The organism is Rhizobium sp. O111 (assembly GCF_055616315.1).
In genome coordinates, this window is the sequence record NZ_JBSHXL010000001.1 from 1,327,889 (window position 1) to 1,350,952 (window position 23,064).

Here is a 23,064-nt window from a genome sequence, read left to right on the forward strand (position 1 = left end):
CTTGTCTCCAGCAAGTGACACGACAAAAGGCCGCCTGGCGATCATCGCCGGCAGCGGCTTTCTGCCGTCCTACGTCGCCGAGGCCGCCAAGAGCGCCGGCGAAGACCCGTTGATCATCGCGCTGAAGAACGAGACTGACCGATCCTGGGAAGGCTTTGAGCACGCTATTGTCGGCGTCGGCGATTTCGCGGCCATCGACGGCATGCTGGATAGCCATCGCATCGAGCGCGTCGTCATGTCCGGCGCCGTGCGCAGGCGCCCGGAATGGCGCGAGGTTCGCCCGACGCTGAAGACACTCGCAAGCATTCCCTCGACCATTCGCACGCTGCTGTCTGGTGGCGATGACACCGTGCTGCGCATGGTGATAGGACTGATCGAGAAGAATGGCCGCCGCGTGATTGGCGTGCAGGAGATCGCACCGGATCTTCTGGCCGCCGTCGGTCCACTCGGCGCGATTGCGCCATCGGCCGAGGACGTCAAGGATATCGCCAAGGCGGGTGCCGCGGCTGATGCGCTCGGCCGGCTGGACGTCGGGCAGGGCGCCGTCGCTGTTGGCGGGCGTATCGTGGCGCTCGAGGGTGTCGAGGGAACGGATAGCATGTTGCAGCGTGTGGCCGATCTGCGCGCCGCCGGACGCATCTCGGCGCGCCGTCGCGGCGTCCTGGTCAAACTCTGCAAGCCGCAGCAGGACCTGCGCGCCGATCTGCCGTCAATCGGCATCTCGACCATCGAGAATGCCAGCAAGGCCGGCCTGGCGGGCGTGGCGATCGAGGCCGGGCGTGCGCTGATCCTGGATCGCCCGGCAGTCATATCGGCGGCAAAGGAAGCCGGTATCTTCGTCTGCGGTCTGGATCGTGGATTGCCATCCTGGGGGCTTGAATGAGCGAGCGTGCATTGAAGGTCGCGATCATCGCGGGCGAAGTCTCCGGTGATCTTCTGGCGGCCGATCTGATCGCCGCACTGAAGCAGCAATATGCGGGGCCAGTCGAGCTCATCGGTGTCGGTGGCGAAGGGCTTCAGGCGCAGGGCCTGACATCGCTGTTCGATTTCTCCGAACTGTCGATCATGGGCATCACCCAGGTTCTCGCCAAGCTTCCGACGCTTGTGAAACGCATCCGCCAGACTGCGGCTGCCGTCATTGCCGCCAAGCCCGACGTGCTCGTCATTGTCGACAGCCCCGATTTCACCCACCGCGTCGCCAAGCGCGTGCGCACTGCGCTGCCTGACCTGCCTGTGGTGAACTACGTCTGTCCGAGCGTATGGGCTTGGAAGGAATACCGTGCGCAGCGCATGCTGCCTTATATCGACCATGTGCTGGCCGTGCTGCCCTTCGAGCCCGAGGTGATGCGCAAGCTCGGCGGTCCGCCGACAAGCTATGTCGGCCATCGCCTGACCGCTGATGTCGATGTTCTCGCGACCCGCAAGGCGAGGGCGGCAAGCAAGCCGCGCCCCGCGCATGAGCCGAAGACGATCATGCTCCTGCCGGGCTCGCGCGGATCCGAGATCACCAAGCTCTTGCCCTATTTCGGCGACGCAGTGGCCGAGCTCTCCGCCCGCAACGAAGGCATCCGCTTTGTGCTGCCGACTGCGCCGCGCCGCGAGGCCATGGTGCGCGAGATCATCAAGGACTGGCCGGTCAAGCCCGATGTGGTGACAGGCAAGGACGACAAGTGGAAAGCCTTCGCCGAGGCCGACGCCGCCATGGCCGCATCCGGCACTGTCATCCTGGAGCTAGGGCTCGCAGGCGTCCCCACCGTTTCGGCCTACAAGACGGACTGGATCATCAAGCTGATGACCGGCAAGATCAAGATCTGGACGGCGGCGATCCCGAACCTTGTTGCCGATTACGCTGTCGTGCCCGAATATATCAACGAGGTCGTGCGCGGCGCGAGTTTCACGCGCTGGGCCGAGAAGCTCTCGTCCGACACCTTGCCGCGCCGCTCGATGATGGAGGGCTACGATCTCGTCTGGGAGCGGATGCAGACCGAAAAGCCGCCTGGCGTACACGCCGCGGAAATCGTGCTTGATGTCCTGAAAAACAAAAAACCCGGTCAAAACTGACCGGGTTTCTTTTTGAGCTTCGATGCGTCGAGATTAACGCTTGGAAACCGGAACGTAGTCGCGCTGCGCTTCGCCGATGTAGAGCTGGCGCGGACGGCCGATACGCTGCTGCGGATCTTCGATCATTTCGTTCCACTGCGCGATCCAGCCGACGGTGCGCGCGAGAGCGAACAGAACGGTGAACATGGTCGTGGGGAAGCCGAGAGCCTTCAGCGTGATACCCGAATAGAAGTCGATGTTCGGATAGAGCTTCTTCTCGATGAAGTATGGATCGGTCAGCGCGATGCGCTCGAGTTCCATGGCGACGTCGAGCAGCGGATCGTCCTTGATGCCGAGTTCGCCGAGCACTTCATGCGTCGTCTTCTGCATGATCTTGGCGCGCGGGTCGTAGTTCTTGTAGACGCGGTGGCCAAAGCCCATCAGGCGGAACGGATCGTTCTTGTCCTTGGCGCGGGCGATATACTCAGGAATGCGGTCAACCGTGCCGATTTCCTGCAGCATGTTGAGCGCCGCTTCGTTGGCGCCGCCGTGGGCAGGGCCCCAGAGGCAGGCAATGCCGGCCGCGATGCAGGCGAACGGGTTGGCACCCGAGGAACCGGCGAGGCGAACGGTCGAGGTCGAAGCGTTCTGCTCGTGGTCGGCGTGCAGGATGAAGATGCGGTCCATGGCGCGGGCAAGCACCGGATTGACCACATATTCCTCGCAAGGAACGGCGAAGCACATGCGCAGGAAGTTCGACGCGTAGTCGAGGTCGTTCTTCGGGTAAACGAAGGGCTGGCCGATATGGTACTTGTAGGCCATGGCGGCGATCGTCGGCATCTTGGCGATCATGCGCAGCGAAGCGACCATGCGCTGGTGCGGATCGGTGATGTCGGTGCTGTCGTGGTAGAACGCCGACAGGGCGCCGACGCAGCCGCACATGACGGCCATCGGATGCGCGTCGCGGCGGAAGCCGGTGAAGAAGCGGCTCATCTGCTCGTGCACCATCGTGTGGTGCGTCACGCGGTAGTCGAAGTCCTTCTTCTGCGCGGCTGTCGGCAGTTCGCCGTAAAGAAGCAGGTAGCAGACTTCGAGGAAGTCGCCCTGTTCGGCCAGCTGCTCGATCGGGTAACCGCGATGGAGCAGAACGCCCTCGTCGCCATCGATATAGGTGATTTTCGATTCACAGGATGCGGTCGAGGTGAAACCAGGATCGTACGTGAAGGAAGCCGTGTTCTTGTAGAGGGCGCCGATATCGATGACATCAGGTCCGATCGTGCCGCTCTTGACCGGCAGGTCGACTGTTTTCTCACCGAGTTTTAGTGTTGCGCTTTGATCCGTCATTCTGATCCTCCAAACTGGCGGTTGGCGCCTTAAAAGCGCCATAGGGTTAAGCGTCGTCTGCGATAGCTATATGATCGCGCGCCTAATGCCAAGTTACCGTGATGCCATTTTGTGCATCGCAGTATCAACTTTTGAGCAGTGCTGAGATGCCGTCTCCGCATAGCGGAAGCCAATGATAATCCTGACATTTTCGATGGTTTTATTTCCCGTTTGAATTCAAACGATTATAGTTGCGTTTCGGTTCCGCTGGCCTCATTCTGATTGCAGGTCAGGGTGGCTTTCGGGTGTCGTTGCATGCCGGAGTTGAATGCCAGTCACGTCGTTTTGATGCCACCCGAAGCGGCGCAAATTGCCAATTTGCCGGCCGTACCGGGGCAAAATGCCCGTGCCATAATGACGCGCGCGCCGTTGACGCAGTCGACGTCGGGTTTTCTGAGTCGCGCAAGCCGAGGGATCGGCCGCCAGGCAGCCGTTGCAGCACAAGCGTTCAGCACGGAATTCGATCACGGCCGCTTTTTCCTGGCGTCGCCCATCTTCCTCGGCGCAGGCGCCATCGCCTGGTTCCGCCTTGCTGTCGATATCCCGCCCATGCGGCTCCTTGCCTGGGCTGTTCTCTTCGGTCTCGTCTTCGTTCTGGCGGGCGCCGCGCCCGTTGCCACCCGCCGTGTGGCGATATCAGGCCTGCTCGTCGTCCTTGGCATGTTCGCGGCGCAACTCGAGACCTGGCGCGCTGATACCGTCGTTCTCGACACAGCGGTGACTACGACTGTGACCGGCCGCGTGGAACGGCGCGAGGGCGACGACAACGGCCGCTGGCGCTATATCTTAAGGGTAACGCGCACGGACGAGCCTGCGCTCAAGCGTCCGCCGCAGCAAGTGTCGCTCGTCGCGCGTGCCGGCGAGCCTGTCGCGGTCGGCGGATGGCTCACGGGCCGAGTGCGCCTGACGCCGCCAGCCGGACCGGCATTGCCCGAACTCAACGATTTCGCATTCTCCGCCTATTTCGACGGCATCGGCGCCAACGGCTTCTTCTACGGTATTCCGCAGCCCATCGCGTCGCAGATCGATATCGCCGATCTCTCTGCCGCCGATCGCGCCGTGGAATGGCTCTACGGTCTGCGCAGCAGTATTGGCGACCGCATCCGCAGCATTCTGCCTGATGATACCGGCGCCTTCGCCGCCTCGCTTGTCACCGATGAGAGACGCGTCATCTCCAACGAGACGACGGAGGCGCTGCGCCAATCCGGCCTCGCGCATATCGTCGCGATCTCGGGCCTCAACATGGCGCTGTCGGCCGGCATCTGCTTTGTCGGGCTGCGGCTGTTCTTTGGACTGTTTCCTGGCTTCGCACAGGCCTATCCGACCAAGAAGCTTGCCGCCGGCAGCGCGCTTCTGGCGCTGACGGCCTATTACATGATCTCGGGCTTTGCCGTCTCCGCCGAGCGCGCCTTCATCATGATGGCGATCATGCTTGTCGCGGTGCTGTTCGATCGCCCCTCGATCAGCCTGCGCAACATCGCGCTCTCGGCGATGCTGATCATTCTGATGTCGCCATCCGAGGTGCTGGGCCCGAGCTTCCAGATGTCCTACGCCGCGACGCTGGCGCTGGTCGCGGGCTTTGCTGTGTGGACTAGGAGGCGGCATCGCGAAAGCGTTCTTCTCACGCATCCCGCGATAAAGCCGGTCATGGTCACGCTTCGCTTCTTCGGCGGCATCGCGCTGACCTCGATGATCGGCGGTTTCTCGACGGCGCTGTTTTCGATCGAGCATTTTCACAGGCTGAGCGGCTACGGCCTTCCCGCCAACCTGCTTGCCATGCCCGTCATCTCCTTCATCGTCATGCCCTTCGGAATGGCCGCGATGTTGGCGACGCCATTTGGCCTCGACGCTGTGCCGTGGAAGGTCGCCGGCTTCGGGCTGGATCTCGTGATCGACATCGCAAAGATGGTTTCCGGCTGGGGCGGCAGTGTCGATATCGGGCGGATTCCCGAATGGTATTTCGCGATCGCCGTACTCGGCTTCCTCGTCTGGGGGCTGATGCGGACGCGCCTGCGATGGATCGGCGCTGCGGTTGCCGCGCTTGCAACGATCGTCGTCGTCCTGCTGCCTGCGACACCTGCGCCAGAACTCGTCGTGTCCGAGGATGGAAGCCTTGTGGCGGCAGTTACAGGCGACGGCCTTGCCAGCAACCGCGAACGGCCGCCCGACTTCATCTTCGGGCAATGGCAGCGCGCGCTCGCGATCGAAGACCACAAGCCGCCGGATGTGATCGAAGGCGAGGCATTGTCCATTCCCAGGAGGGGTGAGCCAAGGCCACGACTGACACTGAAACAACAACGCGAAGCGCGCGCCATGATGCGCGAAGCAGCGGCTTCGACAAACGACAGCGGTTTCCAGTGCCTCAAGATGGCCTGGTGCGTGACAGCGCTCGATAGCGGCTACGTCATCGCGACGCTCGAAAACGCCGCCTATCTCGGTCCCGCCTGCGATGTGGCCGATATCGTCATCACGCCTGTCCGTCTGCGCCAGGCGACATGCCGTTCCGGCGCAATGCTATTGACCGGCGAAACCCTCAGGCGATCGGGCGCCGTCGAAATCCGTATCGACGAGCAGGGGACACCCGTCGTCAAAACCGCCTATGAAAGCCTCGGTCGCCCCTGGTTGCGCCATCGCGCCTATGACTGGCGCAACGACAGCTTCAGCGACGACCAGTCACCGCCTGGCGATGTCACCACTCAGTGATACCGGCGAATAAGCCCGACGAGCTTGCCCTGAACCTTGACGCGGTCAGGCCCGAAAATGCGGGTTTCGTAAGCCGGGTTCGCAGCTTCCAGCGCGATCGACGCGCCCTTGCGGCGGAAGCGCTTCAGCGTCGCCTCTTCATCGTCGACAAGCGCCACGACGATGTCGCCGGGATTGGCGGTGTTGCCGTTGCGGATGATGACGGTGTCGCCGTCGAAAATGCCGGCTTCGATCATCGAGTCGCCCTTGACCTCGAGCGCGTAGTGCTCGCCGGAGCCGAGCATGTCGGCGGGGACGGTGATGTCGTGGGTGTTGTTCTGGATCGCCGAGATCGGCACACCGGCGGCGATCCGGCCCATGACGGGAACGGACGCCGAGTTGCCGTTGTCGGCGCTGGGCGCGGCCTTCGGGGCAGGGGCCGCGGCCACCGGCTGCGGCTTGCCGAGGCTGCCCTCGATGACGCTCGGCGAGAAGCCGCGTCGCGGCTGCAGGCTCGGATTATAGGCTTCCGGCAGCTTGATGACCTCGAGCGCGCGCGCCCGGTTTGGCAGCCGGCGAATGAAGCCGCGCTCTTCCAGCGCCGTGATCAGCCGGTGAATGCCGGATTTTGATGCTAGATCGAGTGCATCCTTCATTTCGTCGAAGGATGGCGGAACGCCCGACTCTTTCATCCGCTCATGAATGAACAGAAGCAGTTCTTGTTGCTTGCGTGTCAGCATCGAAATGAACCCCAGAGTCGTGAAACAAAGCCAGAACGGACACTATATGTTCCATATGTGTTCCGCAAGTGCCTAAATTTTCGTAAAACTTGGCTCGGAATCGTCGCGATTTTGCACTTCATTCGATTTAACCGCGCTCGCCTCTTGCATTGTGGCGAAAGCCAGCGCACATCTCTGCCGATTTCGGGAGGATTTGCCGATGAGTGACCCCCATCCCCTGGACCACGTGGTGCTGCCGGTGGTCAATATCGAGATGGCGCGCGAGCGCCTGGGCAAGCTCGGTTTTACCGTCGCCGCCGATGCGCGGCACCCATTCGGCACCGAGAATGCCTGCGTCTTCTTTGCCGACAAAACCTACCTCGAGCCGCTCGGCATCGCCAGCCTGGAGACTTACGAAGCGGCCATCGGAGACGGCAACGTTTTCACCGCACGTGATCGTGCCTTCCGCTTCCGCTGCGGCGACGACGGCCTGTCGGCTATCGTCTTCGGTACGCCGGATGCCGATAGCGATCACGCCCGCTTCATCGACGATGGCATGAGCGGCGGCGAGATGCTGAGATTTGCCCGGCAGATGAAGATGCCGGATGGTTCTGAGGCGACCGCCGCGTTCCGCCTGGCTTTCGCGGCCGATCTGCGCGCACCCGATTTCTTCCTCTTCGCCTGCCAGCGCGTCAACCCACTGCCCAGCGATCTCAAGGCCTTGGAAACCCATGCGAATGGCGTTTTGGGCATCCTGTCGATCGTGCTCTCGTCGTCCGATCCCAAGGCGTTCGCGCCGCTGTTGCAGCTGGCGTCTGATGCGCAGGCGACCCGCGAGGAGGCGTTCGGTGTCAGCCTGGATGCCGGCAACGCCCGTATCAATATCCTGTCGCCGGATGGCTTGAACGCTTACTACGATCTCGCCGAGCCCAAGGCCGATCGCGGCCTGCGTGGCGCGGCGATTGTCTTTTCCGTTGCCGATCTCGCCGTGACAGAGGCGCATTTGGCTGCTAACGGGATCACCTATACACGCAAGAACAATCGAATTCTGGTGAAGGCCGCACCCGGCCAGGGCGCGCTCTTCGCCTTCGAGGAGAAACGATGACTGAGACCAATTCCGAGGTGGCCGTTGGCGAAGGCGCCGGCCGTGTGGTGTTTTCCAACACCGGCAAGCTGTCGCTGATCGCCGGCCCCTGCCAGATGGAAAGCCGCGACCATGCCTTCATGATCGCCGGCACGCTGAAGGAGCTCTGCGACAAGCTCGGCATCGGCCTTGTCTACAAGTCCTCCTTCGACAAGGCCAACCGCACCTCGCTGTCGGCCCAGCGCGGCATCGGTCTTGAAACGGCGCTCGAAGTCTTCGCCGATCTCAAGAAGGAATACGGCTTCCCTGTCTTGACCGACATCCACACCGAGGAGCAGTGCGCCGAAGTCGCCGCTGTCGTCGATGTGCTGCAGATCCCGGCCTTCCTTAGCCGGCAGACGGACCTGCTGGTCGCTGCCGCCAAGACCGGCCGCGCCATCAACGTCAAGAAGGGCCAGTTCCTGGCGCCTTGGGACATGAAGAACGTGCTTGCCAAGCTGAATGCCAGCGGCAACCCGAACATCATGCTGTGCGAACGCGGCGCTTCCTTCGGCTATAACACGCTGGTCTCCGACATGCGCTCGCTCCCCATCATGGAAGCCATGGGCGCGCCTGTTGTCTTCGATGCGACGCATTCGGTGCAGCAGCCGGGCGGGCAGGGCGGCTCCAGTGGCGGCCAGCGCGAATTCGTGGAAACGCTGGCACGTGCGGCTGTCGCCGTCGGTGTCGCCGGTGTGTTCGTCGAGACGCACGAAGATCCCGACAATGCGCCGTCGGATGGCCCGAACATGGTCTATCTCAAGGACATGCCGCGCCTGCTTGAGAAGCTTCTGGCCTTTGACGCCATCGCCAAGGGCTGACGTTCAAAAGACTGACACGTTCGTGTATTAGGCCACCGAAGAACAATGTGGAGGAGCATGCGCAAAAGGGTCCCAAACTGCCCCAAACCGGCATTGTAATTTGCGCATCTTCGATTAAAGACGAATTTCAAACGATTTATCCACCCTCAAGCAGAGAAGAGCCGATGACCGCTATTACCGATATTATCGCCCGCGAGATTCTCGACAGCCGTGGTAACCCCACCGTCGAAGTCGATGTCTATCTCGAAGATGGCAGCATGGGCCGCGCCGCCGTTCCGTCGGGCGCATCGACCGGCGCGCACGAAGCCGTCGAACTCCGCGATGGTGGCAAGCGTTATCTCGGCAAGGGTGTCGAAAAGGCCGTCGAAGCCGCCAACACGGAAATCTTCGACGCCATTGGCGGCATCGACGCTGAAAACCAGATCCAGATCGACAACATCATGATCGAACTGGACGGCACGCCGAACAAGTCGCGCCTCGGCGCCAACGCTATCCTCGGCGTTTCGCTGGCCGTTGCCAAGGCTGCCGCCGAAGCTGCCGGCCTGCCGCTCTACCGTTACGTTGGTGGCGCTTCCGCGCACCTGCTGCCGGTTCCGATGATGAACATCATCAACGGCGGCGCGCATGCCGACAACCCGATCGACTTCCAGGAATTCATGATCCTGCCTGTAGGAGCTGATTCCATCCGCGAAGCTGTTCGCATGGGCTCGGAAGTCTTCCACACGCTCCGCAAGGAGCTCGCTGCCCAAGGCCACAACACCAATGTCGGCGACGAAGGCGGCTTCGCACCGGGCCTGAAGAGCGCCCCTGAAGCCCTCGACTTCATCATGAAGTCGATCGAGAAAGCCGGCTACAAGCCTGGCGAAGACATCCATCTCGGCCTCGACTGCGCCTCGACCGAATTCTTCAAGGACGGCAAGTACGTTCTCGAAGGCGAAGGCCGCACGCTGGAGCCGGGCGCAATGGCTGAATACCTGGCGCAGCTCGCTGCCCAGTACCCGATCATCTCGATCGAAGACGGCATGGCTGAAGACGACTGGGATGGCTGGAAGGCTCTGACGGATCTGGCCGGCAAGAAGGTTCAGCTGGTCGGCGACGATCTCTTCGTCACCAACTCTGCTCGCCTGCGCGATGGTATCAAGATGGGCGTCGCCAACTCGATCCTCGTCAAGGTCAACCAGATCGGTTCGCTGACGGAAACGCTCGACGCCGTCAACACCGCGCACAAGGCAGCCTACACCGCCGTCATGTCGCACCGTTCGGGCGAAACCGAAGACAGCACGATCGCCGATCTCGCCGTTGCCACGAACTGCGGTCAGATCAAGACTGGCTCGCTGTCGCGCTCGGATCGTCTTGCCAAGTACAACCAGCTGATCCGCATCGAAGAAGGCCTCGGCCCGCAGGCGCAGTACGCCGGCCGTTCGATCATCCGCGGCTAAGCCTTCTGATTTCAAGCATTTGGAACCCGCGCTCTCGTGAACTGATCCCCGAAGTTGGATTACCAACTTTCGGGGACAGTTCATGACGGCGCGGGTTTTTTGTTGCGCCGCGGTCATAGTCAACGGACGGTTAATCTCTGCCCGGTAGTCTTCTGGTCAAGGGTAATGCGTTTCGAGAATGCGTGTATGTGGACCAAGCATCATAAGAAGAAAAAGATCGGCCGTTTCGTCATTCCGGCGATGGCGGTCGCGTTTCTCTCCTATTTCGGCTACCATTGCATCCATGGCGACTACGGCCTGCGCGCGACAGAAGTGTTCGAGCGCCAGCGCATTGCGCGCGAAAGAGAGCTGGCCGTGCTTAAAAATAAGCGCGAGCACCTTGAAAAGCAGGTGGCGCTCCTAAGTGATGGTTCCATGGACAAGGACATGCTGGACGAGAAGGCCCGTCTGCAGCTGAACTTCTCCCGCGCCGACGAGATCGTCATATTCAATCATTATTCGAATTAACCGAAATCAGGTTAATCGAAATAAATTGATATTTATCAACAACTTGCGCCAGAATATGAGCCATGCATTTATGGCATTGCTGTGGCGAAAATTCTTCCCTATGGTGCGCACCACCCAAGAACCGATAAACCCATAGGGAGGGTTGAATGGCTCCGCGAAAAAACGCGACCGTTTCCAGCCGTAAGACAAGCGCAAAGCCTGCAGCCAAGGCATCGAATGGTGGCCCGGTGGCCGATTTCGATCGTGATGAAGAGCTCAAGGCCTATCGCGAAATGCTGCTCATCCGCCGTTTCGAAGAGAAGGCGGGCCAGCTTTACGGCATGGGCTTCATCGGCGGTTTCTGTCACCTTTATATCGGCCAGGAAGCTGTCGTCGTCGGCATGCAGATGGCGCAGAAGGAAGGGGACCAGGTCATCACCGCTTACCGCGACCACGGTCACATGCTGGCAACCGGCATGACCGCACGCGGCGTCATGGCCGAGCTGACCGGCCGCATCGACGGCTATTCCCGTGGCAAGGGCGGCTCGATGCACATGTTCTCCAAGGAGAAGCATTTCTACGGCGGTCACGGCATCGTCGGCGCCCAGGTGTCGCTCGGCACCGGTCTCGCCTTCGCCAACCGCTATCGCGGCAATGACAGCGTCTCGATCGCCTATTTCGGCGACGGCGCTGCCAACCAGGGCCAGGTCTACGAGAGCTTCAACATGGCTGCTCTCTGGAAGCTCCCGATCATCTACATCATCGAGAACAACCGTTACGCCATGGGTACGTCCACGGCCCGCGCCACGGCGCAGTCGAACTATTCGCTGCGCGGTTCCGGCTTCGGCATCCCCGGCGTCCAGGTCGACGGCATGGATGTTCGCGCCGTCAAGGCTGCTGCCGACGAGGCGCTCGAGCATTGCCGTTCGGGCAAGGGGCCCATCATTCTCGAAATGCTGACCTATCGCTATCGTGGTCACTCCATGTCCGACCCGGCCAAGTATCGCTCCAAGGAAGAAGTGCAGAAGATGCGCTCCGAGCAGGATCCGATCGAGCAGGTCAAGGCACGCCTCATCGAAAAGGGCTGGGCCTCAGAGGACGATCTCAAGGCGGTCGACAAGGACGTTCGCGACATCGTCGCCGATAGCGCCGACTTCGCCCAGGCCGCACCGGAGCCGGATGCATCCGAGCTCTACACCGACATTCTGCTGTAATCGGGGAGGGTAGACCCATGCCAATCGATATTCTCATGCCCGCCCTCTCTCCGACGATGGAAGAAGGCACGCTGTCCAAGTGGCTGAAGCAGGAAGGTGACAAGGTCACCTCCGGCGACATCATTGCCGAAATCGAAACCGACAAGGCGACGATGGAAGTCGAAGCCGTCGACGAAGGCGTCATCGGCAAGCTGCTCGTTGCCGCCGGCACCGAAGGCGTCAAGGTAAACGCCAAGATCGCTGTTCTCCTGCAGGACGGCGAATCCGCGTCCGACATCTCGGCTGCACCTGCTGCTGCCGCGCCGGCCGCCGCCGAAGCACCCAAGGCTGCTGAAGCGCCCGCCGCTGCCGCAGCGCCGGTTCCCGCTGAGCCGAAGGCTCAGGTTCCGAACGATCCTGAAATCCCCGCCGGCACCGAAATGGTCTCCATGACCGTGCGGGAAGCGCTTCGCGACGCCATGGCCGAGGAAATGCGCGCCGACGACAACGTCTTCGTCATGGGCGAGGAAGTGGCCGAATACCAGGGCGCCTACAAGGTCACCCAGGGCCTGCTGCAGGAATTCGGCGCACGCCGCGTCATCGACACCCCGATCACCGAGCACGGCTTTGCCGGCGTCGGCGTCGGTGCTGCGATGTCCGGCCTGAAGCCGATCGTCGAGTTCATGACCTTCAACTTCGCCATGCAGGCGATCGACCAGATCATCAACTCCGCTGCGAAGACGCTCTACATGTCCGGCGGCCAGATGGGTGCACCGATCGTGTTCCGTGGCCCGAACGGTGCGGCTGCCCGCGTTGGCGCCCAGCACAGCCAGGATTACTCGGCCTGGTACAGCCAGATCCCGGGCCTCAAGGTCGTCATGCCCTACACGGCAGCCGACGCCAAGGGCCTGCTCAAGGCTGCGATCCGCGATCCGAACCCGGTCGTCTTCCTTGAAAACGAAATCCTCTACGGTCAGCACTTCGACGTGCCGAAGATGGACGATTTCGTTCTCCCGATCGGCAAGGCCCGCATCCACCGCCAGGGCAAGGACGTCACGATCGTCTCCTTCGGTATCGGCATGACCTACGCTACGAAGGCCGTCGCCGAACTCGAAAAGATCGGCATCGACGTCGAACTGATCGACCTGCGCACGCTGCGTCCGATGGACCTGCCGACCGTGATCGAATCGGTCAAGAAGACCGGCCGTCTCGTCACCGTCGAGGAAGGCTACCCGCAGAACTCGGTCGGAACCGAAATCGCCACCCGCGTCATGCAGCAGGCCTTCGATTATCTCGATGCGCCGGTTCTCACGATCGCCGGCAAGGACGTTCCGATGCCTTACGCCGCCAACCTCGAAAAGCTTGCGCTGCCAAGCGTCGACGAAGTCGTCCAGGCCGTGAAAGCCGTCTGCTACAAGTAACAAGGGAAGGGTATTTCGATGCCTATCAACATCACGATGCCTGCCCTGTCTCCAACCATGGAAGAGGGCAACCTCGCCAAGTGGCTGGTCAAGGAAGGCGATACGGTTAAGTCTGGCGATGTCATCGCCGAGATCGAAACCGACAAGGCGACGATGGAAGTCGAAGCGGTCGACGAAGGTGTCGTCGCCAAGCTCGTCGTTCCCGCCGGCACCGAAGGCGTCAAGGTCAATGCCTTGATCGCCGTTCTGGCCGCCGATGGCGAAGACGTCGCTGCCACCGCAAGCGGCGCTGGCTCGGCTGCTCCGGCACCGAAGGCTGCCGAAGCGCCGAAGGCCGAGGCAAAGACCGAAGCCGCTCCGGCTCCGGCCACGCCAGCGGCCGCTCCAGCACCCGCGGCAGCGCCTGCCGCTGCTTCCACGGGCGGCAACCGCACCTTCTCCTCGCCGCTCGCGCGTCGTCTGGCGAAGGAAGCCGGTATCGATCTGTCGGCTGTTGCTGGCTCCGGCCCGCATGGCCGCGTCGTTAAGAGCGACGTCGAAGCCGCCGTCGCCGGTGGCGGCGCCAAGGCTGCGCCTGCCGCTGTTCCGCAGGCTGCCGCATCGGCTCCTGCCGCCGCACCGAAGGGCGCATCCGACGAGACCGTTCTCAAGCTGTTCGAGCCGGGTTCCTACGAACTCGTGCCGCATGACGGCATGCGCAAGGTCATCGCCAAGCGCCTGGTCGAATCCAAGCAGACCGTGCCGCACTTCTACGTCACCGTCGATTGCGAGCTCGATGCGCTGCTGGCGCTGCGCGCCCAGCTCAACGACGCGGCTCCCCGCAAGGAAGGCGCGCCGGCTTACAAGCTGTCGGTCAACGACATGGTCATCAAGGCCATGGCGCTTGCACTGCGCGACGTTCCTGATGCCAACGTCTCCTGGACCGAAGCCAACATGGTCAAGCACAAGCACGCCGATGTCGGCGTTGCTGTCTCGATCCCGGGCGGCCTGATCACCCCGATCATCCGCAAGGCCGAGGAAAAGACCCTGTCGGCCATCTCCAACGAGATGCGCGACCTCGGCAAGCGTGCCAAGGACCGCAAGCTGAAGCCTGAAGAATATCAGGGCGGCACCTCGTCGGTCTCCAACATGGGCATGATGGGCGTCAAGCACTTCGCCGCCGTCATCAACCCGCCGCACGCAACGATCCTCGCGGTCGGTGCGGGCGAGCAGCGCCCCGTGGTCAAGAACGGTCAGCTGGCTGTCGCGACCGTGATGACCGTCACGCTGTCGACCGACCACCGCTGCGTCGATGGCGCGTTGGGCGCGGAGCTCTTGCAGGCGTTCAAGGGCTACATCGAAAACCCGATGGGCATGCTCGTCTGATCAAACGGCGGAGGCGGAAATGACGAAGACCGTTCTTTGCTATGGTGATAGCCTGACCTGGGGTTATGACGCCGCTTCCGTCGGTCGTCATGAGTACAAGGATCGTTGGCCGAGTGCGCTTCAGGCAGCACTCGGCAACGAGGTCCGGGTTATCGCCGAGGGATTGAACGGCCGCACCACCGCCTTCGACGACCATCTGGCCGATTGCGACCGCAACGGCGCCCGCGTCCTGCCGACCATTCTGCAGACGCATGCGCCGCTCGATCTCGTCATTCTGCTCCTCGGCACCAACGACATGAAGAATGTCGTGGCCGGATCGGCCTTCGCCGCCTGCCAGGGCATCGCCCGGCTGGTGCGTTTGATCCGCAACCACGCCTGGCCGTTCGACTTCGACGTGCCGGATATCCTGATCGTCGCGCCGCCGAGGATCTGCGAGACGGCCAACGTGCCCTTCGCGGCCTCCTTCATTGGCGGCATCGAGGAATCGGCAATGCTGGCGACGCTCTATCGGGATCTCGCCGATGAGCTCGGTTGCGGTTTCTTCGACGGCAATTCGGTGGCCAAGACGACGCCGCTCGACGGCATCCATCTCGACGCCGACAATACCCGCGCTCTCGGGCGCGGCATGGAATCGACCGTGCGGATGATGTTGGGGCTTTGACGGTGGCGTCTTTCGTGACGCTGCGTCCCGCCACAAGGGATGACGCGGCCGAACTGGCGATCCTCTCGGACATTGCCTCCCATGGCTTCGCCTCCTGGCTCTGGCTGGGTGAACTGGGCGGCACCGGCACCGATACGCCGATGGAGCTTGGCCGGCTGAAGATGCGTCAGGACGAAGGCTACGGCACATGGCGCCATGCGATGCTGGCCGAAGCTTACGGTGAGACGGCGGGCGCGGCGATCGGTTATGCGCTGGGCGAGGACGTAAAGAACATGGAGGTCGACCGCGTGGCGCTGCAGCCGGTGATCGACCTGCAGAAGATGGTTGTTGGCAGCTGGTTCATTGCAACGCTCGGCGTCTACCGCCATCTGCGCGGCATCGGGATCGGCAGGGAAATACTTAAAGGTCAGATCGACAGGGCAGGGTCGCTGCCGGTCAGTCTGATCACCGCAAGTGACAATGAAGCGGCTTTGTCGCTTTACAAGAAGAATGGATTTTCGGAAGCGGCGCGCCAAAACGCAATGTCTCTTTTCGAAAGCAGCAGGAAACACGAGTGGGTGCTTCTCACCCGCGACGCCCGATAACAAAGGCAGGAAAACATGGCTGAGAATTACGACGTCATCATCATCGGCTCCGGTCCCGGCGGCTATGTGGCCGCTGTGCGCGCCAGCCAGCTCGGTCTCAAGACCGCGATCGTCGAGCGCGAGCACCTGGGCGGCATCTGCCTGAACTGGGGCTGCATCCCGACCAAGGCACTGCTGCGCTCGGCCGAGGTGCTCGACCACGCCAACCACGCCAAGGACTACGGCCTCGTTCTCGAAGGCAAGATGAGCGCCGACGTGACGGCAGTCGTCGCCCGCTCGCGCGGCGTTTCCGCCCGCTTGAACGGCGGCGTCGGCTTCCTGATGAAAAAGAACAAGGTCGATGTGATCTGGGGCGAAGCCGAGATCACCAAGCCGGGCGAAATCGTCGTCGGCAAGTCCTCCAAGCCCGTCGTCGAGCCGCAGAATCCGGTTCCGAAGAACGTCAAGGGCGAGGGCACCTACACTGCCAAGCACATCATCATCGCAACCGGCGCTCGTCCGCGCGCGCTGCCGGGCATCGAGCCGGATGGCAAGCTGATCTGGACCTATTTCGAGGCGATGAAGCCGGCAGCCCTGCCGAAGTCGCTGATCGTCATGGGCTCGGGCGCCATCGGCATCGAGTTCGCGAGCTTCTACCGCTCGATGGGTGTTGATGTCACGGTCGTCGAAGTCATGCCGACCATCATGCCGGTCGAAGACGTCGAAGTGACCGCGATCGCGCGCAAGCAGCTTGAGAAGCGCGGCATGAAGATCCTGACCAGCGCCAAGATCACCAAGGTCGAAAAGGCCGCCGATAGCCTGACCGCGCATGTCGAGACGGCTGACGGCAAGGTGCAGCAGATCACCGCCGACCGCATGATCTCGGCCGTAGGCGTCCAGGGCAACATCGAAAACCTCGGCCTCGAAGCCGTCGGCGTCAAGACCGACCGCGGCTGCGTCGTCATCGACGGCTACGGCAAGACCAACATCGCCGGCATCTACGCCATCGGAGACGTCGCCGGCCCGCCGATGCTCGCCCACAAGGCCGAGCACGAAGGCGTCGTCTGCGTCGAAAAGATCGCCGGCCTGCCGAACGTTCACGCCACCGACAAGGGCAAGGTCCCGGGCTGCACCTACTGCCACCCGCAGGTCGCCTCCGTCGGTCTGACCGAAGCCAAGGCCAAGGAAGCCGGCCGCGACATTCGCGTCGGTCGCTTCTCGTTTGCCGCTAACGGCAAGGCGATCGCGCTCGGCGAAGACCAGGGTCTCTGCAAGGTGATCTTCGACAAGAAGACCGGCGAACTGCTCGGCGCCCACATGGTCGGCGCCGAAGTCACCGAACTCATCCAGGGCTTCGTCGTCGCCATGAACCTGGAAACGACCGAAGAAGAACTGATGCACACCATCTTCCCGCATCCGACGGTTTCCGAAACCATGAAGGAAGCGGTTCTGGATGCTTATGGTCGCGTCCTCAACGCTTGATAATTTTCTTCGCCGCTCTCTATGACGGATTGAACCACGTTCAATCTTGGACTGGAAAAAGCGAAAGGAAATCATCATGTCTATGGGTACGCAGGCACTGCTTATCTTCCTCCTGATCGGTCTGGTCGCGGGGTTCCTCGCCAGCCTGATCGTTGGCGGAGGCGGATTGATACGGTGCCTGCTCAGCGGCATCATCGGCGCGTTCGTCGGAGGCTTTCTCTTCAACGCGCTGGGGATCGACCTGGGCATAGACAGCGCCATCGTGGTGCAAATCATTCACGCCACGGTCGGCGCCATCATCGTGGTGTTGATCGCAAGGGCGATAGCTTGAGGGGATAGGACTGGATGGAAGGTGTGGGCTGGATTACGGCGATCATCGTCGGCGGCTTGGCGGGCTGGCTCGCGGGCATTTTGATGGGCATACGCTTCGGCGTTTTGATGAACATCGTCATCGGCATCGTCGGTGCCGTTATCGCGAGCGCGATCTTTGCCCGCGCCGGCATCTATGTCACCAGCGGTTGGCAGGGTTACCTTGTGACGGGTTTCATCGGCTCTTGTATCTTGCTATTTCTGGCAAAACTCGTCAGACGCTGACGAAGAAGGCCGTTTCGGCGGTTTGAAGGCAGGTTATTGATGGTAACTATTCTCGACAGGATCAATCCAAGCGCTGAAAAGCGCGTGCGGCACCCGGAAAAGGCGCATCGCCCGGACACGGAAGTCATGCGCAAGCCGGACTGGATCCGCGTCAAGGCGCCGACCTCCAAGGGCTACGCCGAAACCCGCTCGATCGTGAAGGAGCACAAGCTCGTCACCGTCTGCGAGGAGGCCGGCTGCCCGAATATCGGCGAGTGCTGGGACAAGAAGCACGCCACCTTCATGATCATGGGCGAGATCTGTACGCGCGCCTGTTCCTTCTGCAACGTCGCGACCGGTAAGCCGAACGCGCTTGACATGGCCGAGCCTGAGAGCGTGGCGAAGGCCGTCAAGGAAATGGGCCTCAGCCACGTGGTCATCACCTCGGTTGACCGCGACGATCTGGAAGACGGCGGCGCCGAGCACTTCGAAAAGGTGATCTGGGCGATCCGCGCCGCATCGCCGACGACCACAATCGAAATCTTGACGCCCGACTTTCTGAAGAAGCCCGGTGCGCTGGAGCGCGTCGTCGCCGCTAAGCCCGACGTCTTCAACCACAACATGGAAACCGTTCCGGGCAACTATCTGACCGTCCGCCCCGGCGCCCGGTACTTCCACTCCGTGCGCCTGCTGCAGCGGGTTAAGGAACTGGACCCGACCATGTTCACCAAGTCGGGCATCATGGTCGGCCTCGGCGAAGAGCGCAACGAAGTGCTGCAGCTGATGGACGACCTGCGCGTCGCCGACGTCGACTTCCTGACGATCGGCCAGTACCTGCAGCCGACCCGCAAGCACCACGCGGTGATGAGCTACGTCACGCCCGAGGAATTCAAGTCCTATGAGACGGTCGCCTACACCAAGGGCTTCCTGATGGTCGCCTCCAGCCCGCTGACCCGCTCCTCGCACCACGCCGGCGACGACTTCGCCCGCCTGCGCGCGGCGCGTGAGAAGAAGCTGCTGGTGGCTGCGGAGTAAGACGGTTCTCTTGTGTGGCCTGCTGTGCCATGATCGGCTGCAGGCAATGCAACAGAGGAACACGTCATGCCCGTGGTGACAGTGACCGTGCCGGATGAGATGAAGGCCTGGCTGGAAAAGCAGGCCGCCGCCGGCTGCTATGCCGATGCATCCGACTACGTGCGCGATCTCGTTCGCCGCGACCAGGAGCGCGCGACCAAGATCGCCCATATGCAGGCTCTTGTCGATGAAGGGCTGGCGAGCGGCGTCTCCGACGAAACAATGGATGACATTCTGCGGTCGCTCAACGAAGCAGCGGAATAGTTCTCATGGGCTACCGGCTGTCGCGCCAGGCCGCTCATGATCTTCGCACTATTCACGCGACAGGCCTTCGGCTTTTTGGAAAAGCGCAAGCCGACAGCTATCACCGTCATTTGGGCGATATCTTCGAAATACTCGCGGATAATCCGAAACTCGCTCGGCTTCGCAAAGAAATCACCCCACCCGTGAGGATACATCCTTGCGGCGCTCACTTGATCGTCTACCATGAGTTGGGTGATGGTGGCATTCTCATCATCCGCGTGCGCCATGGCCACGAGAATTGGCAGGCATAATCCCGGTAGAGCTTTCCATACCCGTCCAGGCGGCCTGATCTTCCCCGCAATCAGACAAGAGGCCATCGTGTTGCAACAACCGAAGCATCGGCTGAACGTCACCGATCTCGGTGAGGCGGCCGAATTCCTGAAGCGCGCCGACCGCATCGTCATTTTCGGCTCGTCAGGTGGCGGCAAGAGTACGCTGGCGCAGAAGCTCGCGCGGATCCTCGGCGTCCGCTACGTCTCCATGGACCGCGAGGTCTTCTGGCTTCCAAGATGGGTGTCGAGACCGAGGCCGGAGCAGCGCGAGATCATCGCCAAGATCGTTGCTGAGGAGCGCTGGATCATAGACGGCAATAATCCGAGAACGCTCGATCTCAGGCTCCCGCGCGCCGATGTGGTCCTGTGGGTGAGGGTGTCGCGCTGGCTCTGCCTATGGAGCATCTTCAAGCGCGGTATCGTCTATCGCGGCAGGACGCGTCCCGACATGGCGCCTGGGTGCCTGGAGCAGTGGCCGGACCGGGAGTTCATATCCTATGTCTGGAATTTCGAGAGGGACGACGTGCCCGAGTTCATGGAAGGCATCCGCCTGCATGGGCCTGACGTCCCGCTCGTCGAATTGAAGAGCAGGGCGCAGATGGGACAGCTGCTTCAGCGCCTCGAAGCCATCGGCTAGGATGACAGCCTGATTCGGTCTTTGCTTGCAGGAGGGAAGGACATGCCGAATTTCGTCACCGATATCGCCAGCGCCGCCAACCTCGTCAGCCGCGCCGACCGCATTCTCGTGATCGGCTGCTCCGGCGGCGGCAAGACCACACTGTCGAGGCGCCTCGGCGCGCTGCTTGGCGTGCGGCACATCTCGATGGACCGCGACTTCTATTGGCTACCCGGCTGGGTGAAACGGCCAAAGGCCGAAGAGCGCGAGATGATCGCGGCCGCTGTCGCCGAAGAGCGGTGGCTGATGGACGGCACCGGCGCCTCGACCTTCGATCTCAGGATGCCGCGCACCGATATGGTGCTCTGGGTGCGGCTGCCGCGCTGGCGGTGTCTGCTTGGTGTCACCACAAGGTGGCTTCGCTGGCGGGGCAAGGCGCGGCCGGAGATGGCGCCGGGTTGCCCGGAAAAGCTGGATGGCGAGTTCCTGACCTACATCTGGAACTTCGAGCGCCGCTGGGCGCCGCTCATCCTTGCGGGCATCGAGCGATACAAGCCCGATGTGCCCGTCCTTCAGTTGAAATCGCACCGTGAAATGCGCCGCCTTCTTGATCTTCTCGGCGCGCCCGCTTAACTGCCGGTCATGCCTCAGTTCGAAACGCACCGCCCCGTCCCGCATTCCGCAGACCAGATGTTCGATCTCGTTGCCGATGTCGAGAAATACCCGCAATTCCTGCCGCTCTGCGAAGGCCTTGCGGTCCGCAGCCGCAAGGAGCGCGATGGCAAGGTTCTGCTCATCGCCGACATGACGGTCGGCTACAAGGCGATCCGCGAGACCTTCACGACGCAGGTGCTGCTCAACAAGGCCGAGCGCGTCATCGACGTCAAATACATCGACGGCCCCTTCAAGTATCTAGACAACCGCTGGCGCTTCGAAGACACGGCGTCGGGCTCCAACGTGCACTTCTTCATCGACTACGAGTTCAAGAGCCGTATCCTCGGCGCTCTGATGGGCTCGATGTTCGACCGAGCCTTCCGGATGTTCACCGAAGCCTTCGAAACGCGCGCGGGCAAGATTTACAGCTGATCCGGCTTACTGCGGCCCGAGCTGTCGGATCATCGCCAGCGCCGTCTTGACGGTGGCGAGACGAACCTCGCCACGACCGATATCGCCATAGAGCATCTTGTTGTGAATGAGGTCACCGTTGCGTGACTTGGCGGCAAGATGCACGAGGCCAACAGGCTTTTCCGCCGATCCGCCACCTGGCCCGGCAATGCCGGTGACCGCGACGGCGATTGATGCGCGCGAGCGGAAGAGGGCGCCATGCACCATCTGCCGCGCCGTCTCCTCCGACACCGCGCCGAAGCGCGCAAGCGTCGCTTCCTGGACGCCCAGCATCTCCATCTTCGCGGTGTTCGTATAGGTGACGAAGCCGCGGTCGACCACGGCGGACGAGCCCGAGATTTCGGTCAGCGCGCCGGCAATCAGCCCGCCGGTGCATGATTCCGCCGTCGATACCATCAATCCCGCCGCGCCGAATGTCCTGATAATGGCTTCGGCCTCGGACAGGATATCGGCGGGATAGAGGCTCATTGGGCTATCTCCTGATAGACGACGGTGGCGGTGGCAATAGCGGCGATCCCCTCGCGGCGGCCGACGAAGCCGATCGTCTCGTTGGTCGTCGCCTTGACCGAGCAGCGGTCGATCGAGATGCCGAGAAACTCCGAAAGCATGGCGCGCATCGTGTCGCGGTGCGGCCCGACCTTCGGCGCTTCGGCGATCAGCGTCACGTCGGCGTTCATGATGGTGCCGCCGCGCTCGCGCACGATCTTGGCCGCATGCTCGATGAAGATGCGCGACGGCGCACCCTTCCATTGCGGGTCCGATGGCGGGAAATGGTCGCCGATATCGCCCGCGCCGCAGGTGGCAAGCAGTGCGTCCGTCAGCGCATGCAGTGCGACGTCGGCGTCTGAGTGGCCCTTCAGCTTCTGGTCGTGCGGAATGAACACGCCGCAGAGCGTCACGCCGTCGCCGGCCTCGAGCTGGTGAACGTCGTAGCCGTTGCCGGTGCGCACGTCGGGAAGGCGTGTGCTGGAAAGTCTCTGGTCGGCCATTGCGATATCGCGCCTCACTGTCAGTTTTACATTGTCGGCCATGCCCTCGACGATGGTCACGGGATAGCCGGCCCATTCGGCGATCGCCGCATCGTCTGTGAAGTCGGTGCGATCGGCCGCTGCCGCCTTCTCATGCGCGGCAAGGATGATGCCGAAGTCGAAGGATTGCGGTGTCTGCGCCGCGTAGAGTTGCGTGCGGGGCACGGTCTCGACCACGATACCGGATTGATCCGCACGCTTCAGCGTATCTGCAACCGGCATGGCCGGCAGCACGGCAGCCGTGCCCTTAGCTAGGGTGGCCGCGACGCGGTCGAGCAGATCGTGATCGAAGAACGGCCGTACAGCGTCGTGAATCAGGACGTGGGTGATCCCCTTGTCCTTCAGGTGCCGAAGCCCTGCGAGCACCGACTGTTGGCGCGTCGAGCCGCCGTGGACGGTGGTGATCGGCAGCTTGGAGGTGACACCAGCGGTTGCCTTCGCAAACAGCGCTTCATCATCGGCGTGAATCACGGCGACGATCTCAGTTGCTGCGGGCCATGTCGCGAAAAGTTCGAGAGTGTGGGCAATGACGGGTCGGCCACCGATCCGGCGATACTGCTTTGGGCCTTCGACGGATGCGCCGGCGCGCTCGCCCCGGCCTGCGGCCACCACGATAATTCCGATCGATATCGGTTGCTTTTGATGCATTTGCGGCATAAATCCCCAAAAAGCAGAATTTCTGGAGGTGCTCTAAC

Annotated in this window: 25 protein-coding genes; 21 read left to right on the forward strand and 4 right to left on the reverse strand. The window is 62.1% G+C overall.

Translation table 11 applies throughout. The features are described 5' to 3' along the window. Position 1 precedes the first annotated feature (1 nt). Together ACVTFQ_RS06825 and lpxB are read left to right on the forward strand one after the other, a co-directional pair. Positions 2 to 883 carry an LpxI family protein gene (locus ACVTFQ_RS06825; RefSeq protein ID WP_111561410.1) on the forward strand — a complete coding sequence of 294 codons (882 nt, stop codon included), beginning with the start codon at positions 2 to 4 and terminating at the stop codon, positions 881 to 883. Next, positions 880 to 2,061 carry a lipid-A-disaccharide synthase gene (gene lpxB, locus ACVTFQ_RS06830; protein ID WP_111561411.1) on the forward strand — a complete coding sequence of 394 codons (1,182 nt, stop codon included), beginning with the start codon at positions 880 to 882 and terminating at the stop codon, positions 2,059 to 2,061. Before ACVTFQ_RS06825 ends, lpxB begins: the two co-directional genes overlap by 4 nt. A gap of 33 nt (positions 2,062 to 2,094) precedes the next feature. Here lpxB and gltA read toward each other — a convergent pair whose 3' ends face one another. Beyond that, a complete protein-coding gene (gltA, locus tag ACVTFQ_RS06835) occupies positions 2,095 to 3,384 on the reverse strand; it encodes a citrate synthase (RefSeq protein WP_018899997.1) in 1,290 nt (429 codons plus the stop codon). Positions 3,385 to 3,678: 294 nt separating this feature from the next. Here gltA and ACVTFQ_RS06840 point away from each other — a divergent pair, with 294 nt between their 5' ends. Next, a complete protein-coding gene (locus tag ACVTFQ_RS06840; protein ID WP_470423740.1) occupies positions 3,679 to 6,126 on the forward strand; it encodes a ComEC/Rec2 family competence protein in 2,448 nt (815 codons plus the stop codon). Here the strand turns inward: ACVTFQ_RS06840 and lexA are convergent. Next, the gene (lexA, locus tag ACVTFQ_RS06845; protein ID WP_018899995.1) at positions 6,120 to 6,845 is read right to left on the reverse strand and encodes a transcriptional repressor LexA; all 726 of its coding nucleotides are present in this window, start codon (positions 6,843 to 6,845) and stop codon (positions 6,120 to 6,122) included. The genes ACVTFQ_RS06840 and lexA overlap by 7 nt on opposite strands. A 199-nt stretch (positions 6,846 to 7,044) precedes the next feature. On the opposite strand from lexA, the gene ACVTFQ_RS06850 reads away from it, so the two are divergent. From ACVTFQ_RS06850 to ACVTFQ_RS06935, 18 genes are all read left to right on the forward strand, one after another. After that, positions 7,045 to 7,929, forward strand: a complete 885-nt coding sequence (locus tag ACVTFQ_RS06850) for a VOC family protein (protein WP_111561413.1) — start codon at positions 7,045 to 7,047, stop codon at positions 7,927 to 7,929. Continuing rightward, positions 7,926 to 8,768, forward strand: coding sequence for a 3-deoxy-8-phosphooctulonate synthase (kdsA, locus tag ACVTFQ_RS06855; RefSeq protein ID WP_111561414.1), 843 nt, complete (start codon positions 7,926 to 7,928; stop codon positions 8,766 to 8,768). The genes ACVTFQ_RS06850 and kdsA overlap by 4 nt, the downstream gene beginning before the upstream one ends. A gap of 164 nt (positions 8,769 to 8,932) precedes the next feature. Then, positions 8,933 to 10,207, forward strand: coding sequence for a phosphopyruvate hydratase (gene eno / locus ACVTFQ_RS06860; protein ID WP_018899992.1), 1,275 nt, complete (start codon positions 8,933 to 8,935; stop codon positions 10,205 to 10,207). A 186-nt stretch (positions 10,208 to 10,393) separates the two neighbouring features. Further along, complete coding sequence (locus ACVTFQ_RS06865; protein ID WP_111561415.1) at positions 10,394 to 10,714, forward strand: FtsB family cell division protein; 321 nt, start codon at positions 10,394 to 10,396, stop codon at positions 10,712 to 10,714. A gap of 146 nt (positions 10,715 to 10,860) precedes the next feature. Further along, positions 10,861 to 11,907: a pyruvate dehydrogenase (acetyl-transferring) E1 component subunit alpha gene (pdhA, locus tag ACVTFQ_RS06870; protein ID WP_018899990.1), complete on the forward strand. Its 1,047-nt coding sequence runs from the start codon at positions 10,861 to 10,863 to the stop codon at positions 11,905 to 11,907. A gap of 17 nt (positions 11,908 to 11,924) precedes the next feature. Then, the gene (locus tag ACVTFQ_RS06875) at positions 11,925 to 13,307 is read left to right on the forward strand and encodes a pyruvate dehydrogenase complex E1 component subunit beta (RefSeq protein WP_111561416.1); all 1,383 of its coding nucleotides are present in this window, start codon (positions 11,925 to 11,927) and stop codon (positions 13,305 to 13,307) included. A gap of 18 nt (positions 13,308 to 13,325) precedes the next feature. Further along, positions 13,326 to 14,672: a pyruvate dehydrogenase complex dihydrolipoamide acetyltransferase gene (locus ACVTFQ_RS06880; protein WP_111561417.1), complete on the forward strand. Its 1,347-nt coding sequence runs from the start codon at positions 13,326 to 13,328 to the stop codon at positions 14,670 to 14,672. A gap of 19 nt (positions 14,673 to 14,691) precedes the next feature. After that, the gene (locus ACVTFQ_RS06885) at positions 14,692 to 15,333 is read left to right on the forward strand and encodes an SGNH/GDSL hydrolase family protein (protein WP_018899987.1); all 642 of its coding nucleotides are present in this window, start codon (positions 14,692 to 14,694) and stop codon (positions 15,331 to 15,333) included. 2 nt (positions 15,334 to 15,335) lie between these two features. Beyond that, the gene (locus ACVTFQ_RS06890; protein ID WP_162718125.1) at positions 15,336 to 15,917 is read left to right on the forward strand and encodes a GNAT family N-acetyltransferase; all 582 of its coding nucleotides are present in this window, start codon (positions 15,336 to 15,338) and stop codon (positions 15,915 to 15,917) included. 15 nt (positions 15,918 to 15,932) lie between these two features. Beyond that, a complete protein-coding gene (lpdA, locus tag ACVTFQ_RS06895; RefSeq protein WP_111561419.1) occupies positions 15,933 to 17,378 on the forward strand; it encodes a dihydrolipoyl dehydrogenase in 1,446 nt (481 codons plus the stop codon). Positions 17,379 to 17,454: 76 nt separating this feature from the next. Further along, positions 17,455 to 17,709 (forward strand): GlsB/YeaQ/YmgE family stress response membrane protein, encoded by a 255-nt coding sequence (locus ACVTFQ_RS06900; protein ID WP_111561420.1) that lies wholly within the window; start codon positions 17,455 to 17,457, stop codon positions 17,707 to 17,709. Between the two features lie 14 nt (positions 17,710 to 17,723). Next, the gene (locus ACVTFQ_RS06905; protein WP_111561421.1) at positions 17,724 to 17,972 is read left to right on the forward strand and encodes a GlsB/YeaQ/YmgE family stress response membrane protein; all 249 of its coding nucleotides are present in this window, start codon (positions 17,724 to 17,726) and stop codon (positions 17,970 to 17,972) included. A 39-nt stretch (positions 17,973 to 18,011) separates the two neighbouring features. Beyond that, the gene (gene lipA / locus ACVTFQ_RS06910) at positions 18,012 to 18,986 is read left to right on the forward strand and encodes a lipoyl synthase (protein ID WP_018899982.1); all 975 of its coding nucleotides are present in this window, start codon (positions 18,012 to 18,014) and stop codon (positions 18,984 to 18,986) included. A gap of 66 nt (positions 18,987 to 19,052) precedes the next feature. Further along, positions 19,053 to 19,289 carry a type II toxin-antitoxin system ParD family antitoxin gene (locus ACVTFQ_RS06915; protein WP_111561422.1) on the forward strand — a complete coding sequence of 79 codons (237 nt, stop codon included), beginning with the start codon at positions 19,053 to 19,055 and terminating at the stop codon, positions 19,287 to 19,289. 5 nt (positions 19,290 to 19,294) lie between these two features. Next, positions 19,295 to 19,579, forward strand: a complete 285-nt coding sequence (locus ACVTFQ_RS06920; protein ID WP_111561423.1) for a type II toxin-antitoxin system RelE/ParE family toxin — start codon at positions 19,295 to 19,297, stop codon at positions 19,577 to 19,579. A 70-nt stretch (positions 19,580 to 19,649) separates the two neighbouring features. Further along, positions 19,650 to 20,237, forward strand: coding sequence for a P-loop NTPase family protein (locus tag ACVTFQ_RS06925; protein ID WP_111561424.1), 588 nt, complete (start codon positions 19,650 to 19,652; stop codon positions 20,235 to 20,237). A gap of 42 nt (positions 20,238 to 20,279) precedes the next feature. Then, the gene (locus ACVTFQ_RS06930; protein WP_111561425.1) at positions 20,280 to 20,849 is read left to right on the forward strand and encodes a P-loop NTPase family protein; all 570 of its coding nucleotides are present in this window, start codon (positions 20,280 to 20,282) and stop codon (positions 20,847 to 20,849) included. Between the two features lie 9 nt (positions 20,850 to 20,858). Further along, the gene (locus tag ACVTFQ_RS06935; RefSeq protein ID WP_111561426.1) at positions 20,859 to 21,302 is read left to right on the forward strand and encodes a type II toxin-antitoxin system RatA family toxin; all 444 of its coding nucleotides are present in this window, start codon (positions 20,859 to 20,861) and stop codon (positions 21,300 to 21,302) included. Positions 21,303 to 21,308: 6 nt separating this feature from the next. Here ACVTFQ_RS06935 and ACVTFQ_RS06940 read toward each other — a convergent pair whose 3' ends face one another. Then, complete coding sequence (locus ACVTFQ_RS06940) at positions 21,309 to 21,809, reverse strand: CinA family protein (RefSeq protein WP_111561427.1); 501 nt, start codon at positions 21,807 to 21,809, stop codon at positions 21,309 to 21,311. Then, positions 21,806 to 23,026: a bifunctional 2-C-methyl-D-erythritol 4-phosphate cytidylyltransferase/2-C-methyl-D-erythritol 2,4-cyclodiphosphate synthase gene (locus ACVTFQ_RS06945; RefSeq protein WP_112436302.1), complete on the reverse strand. Its 1,221-nt coding sequence runs from the start codon at positions 23,024 to 23,026 to the stop codon at positions 21,806 to 21,808. Before ACVTFQ_RS06945 ends, ACVTFQ_RS06940 begins: the two co-directional genes overlap by 4 nt. Positions 23,027 to 23,064: the final 38 nt, after the last annotated feature.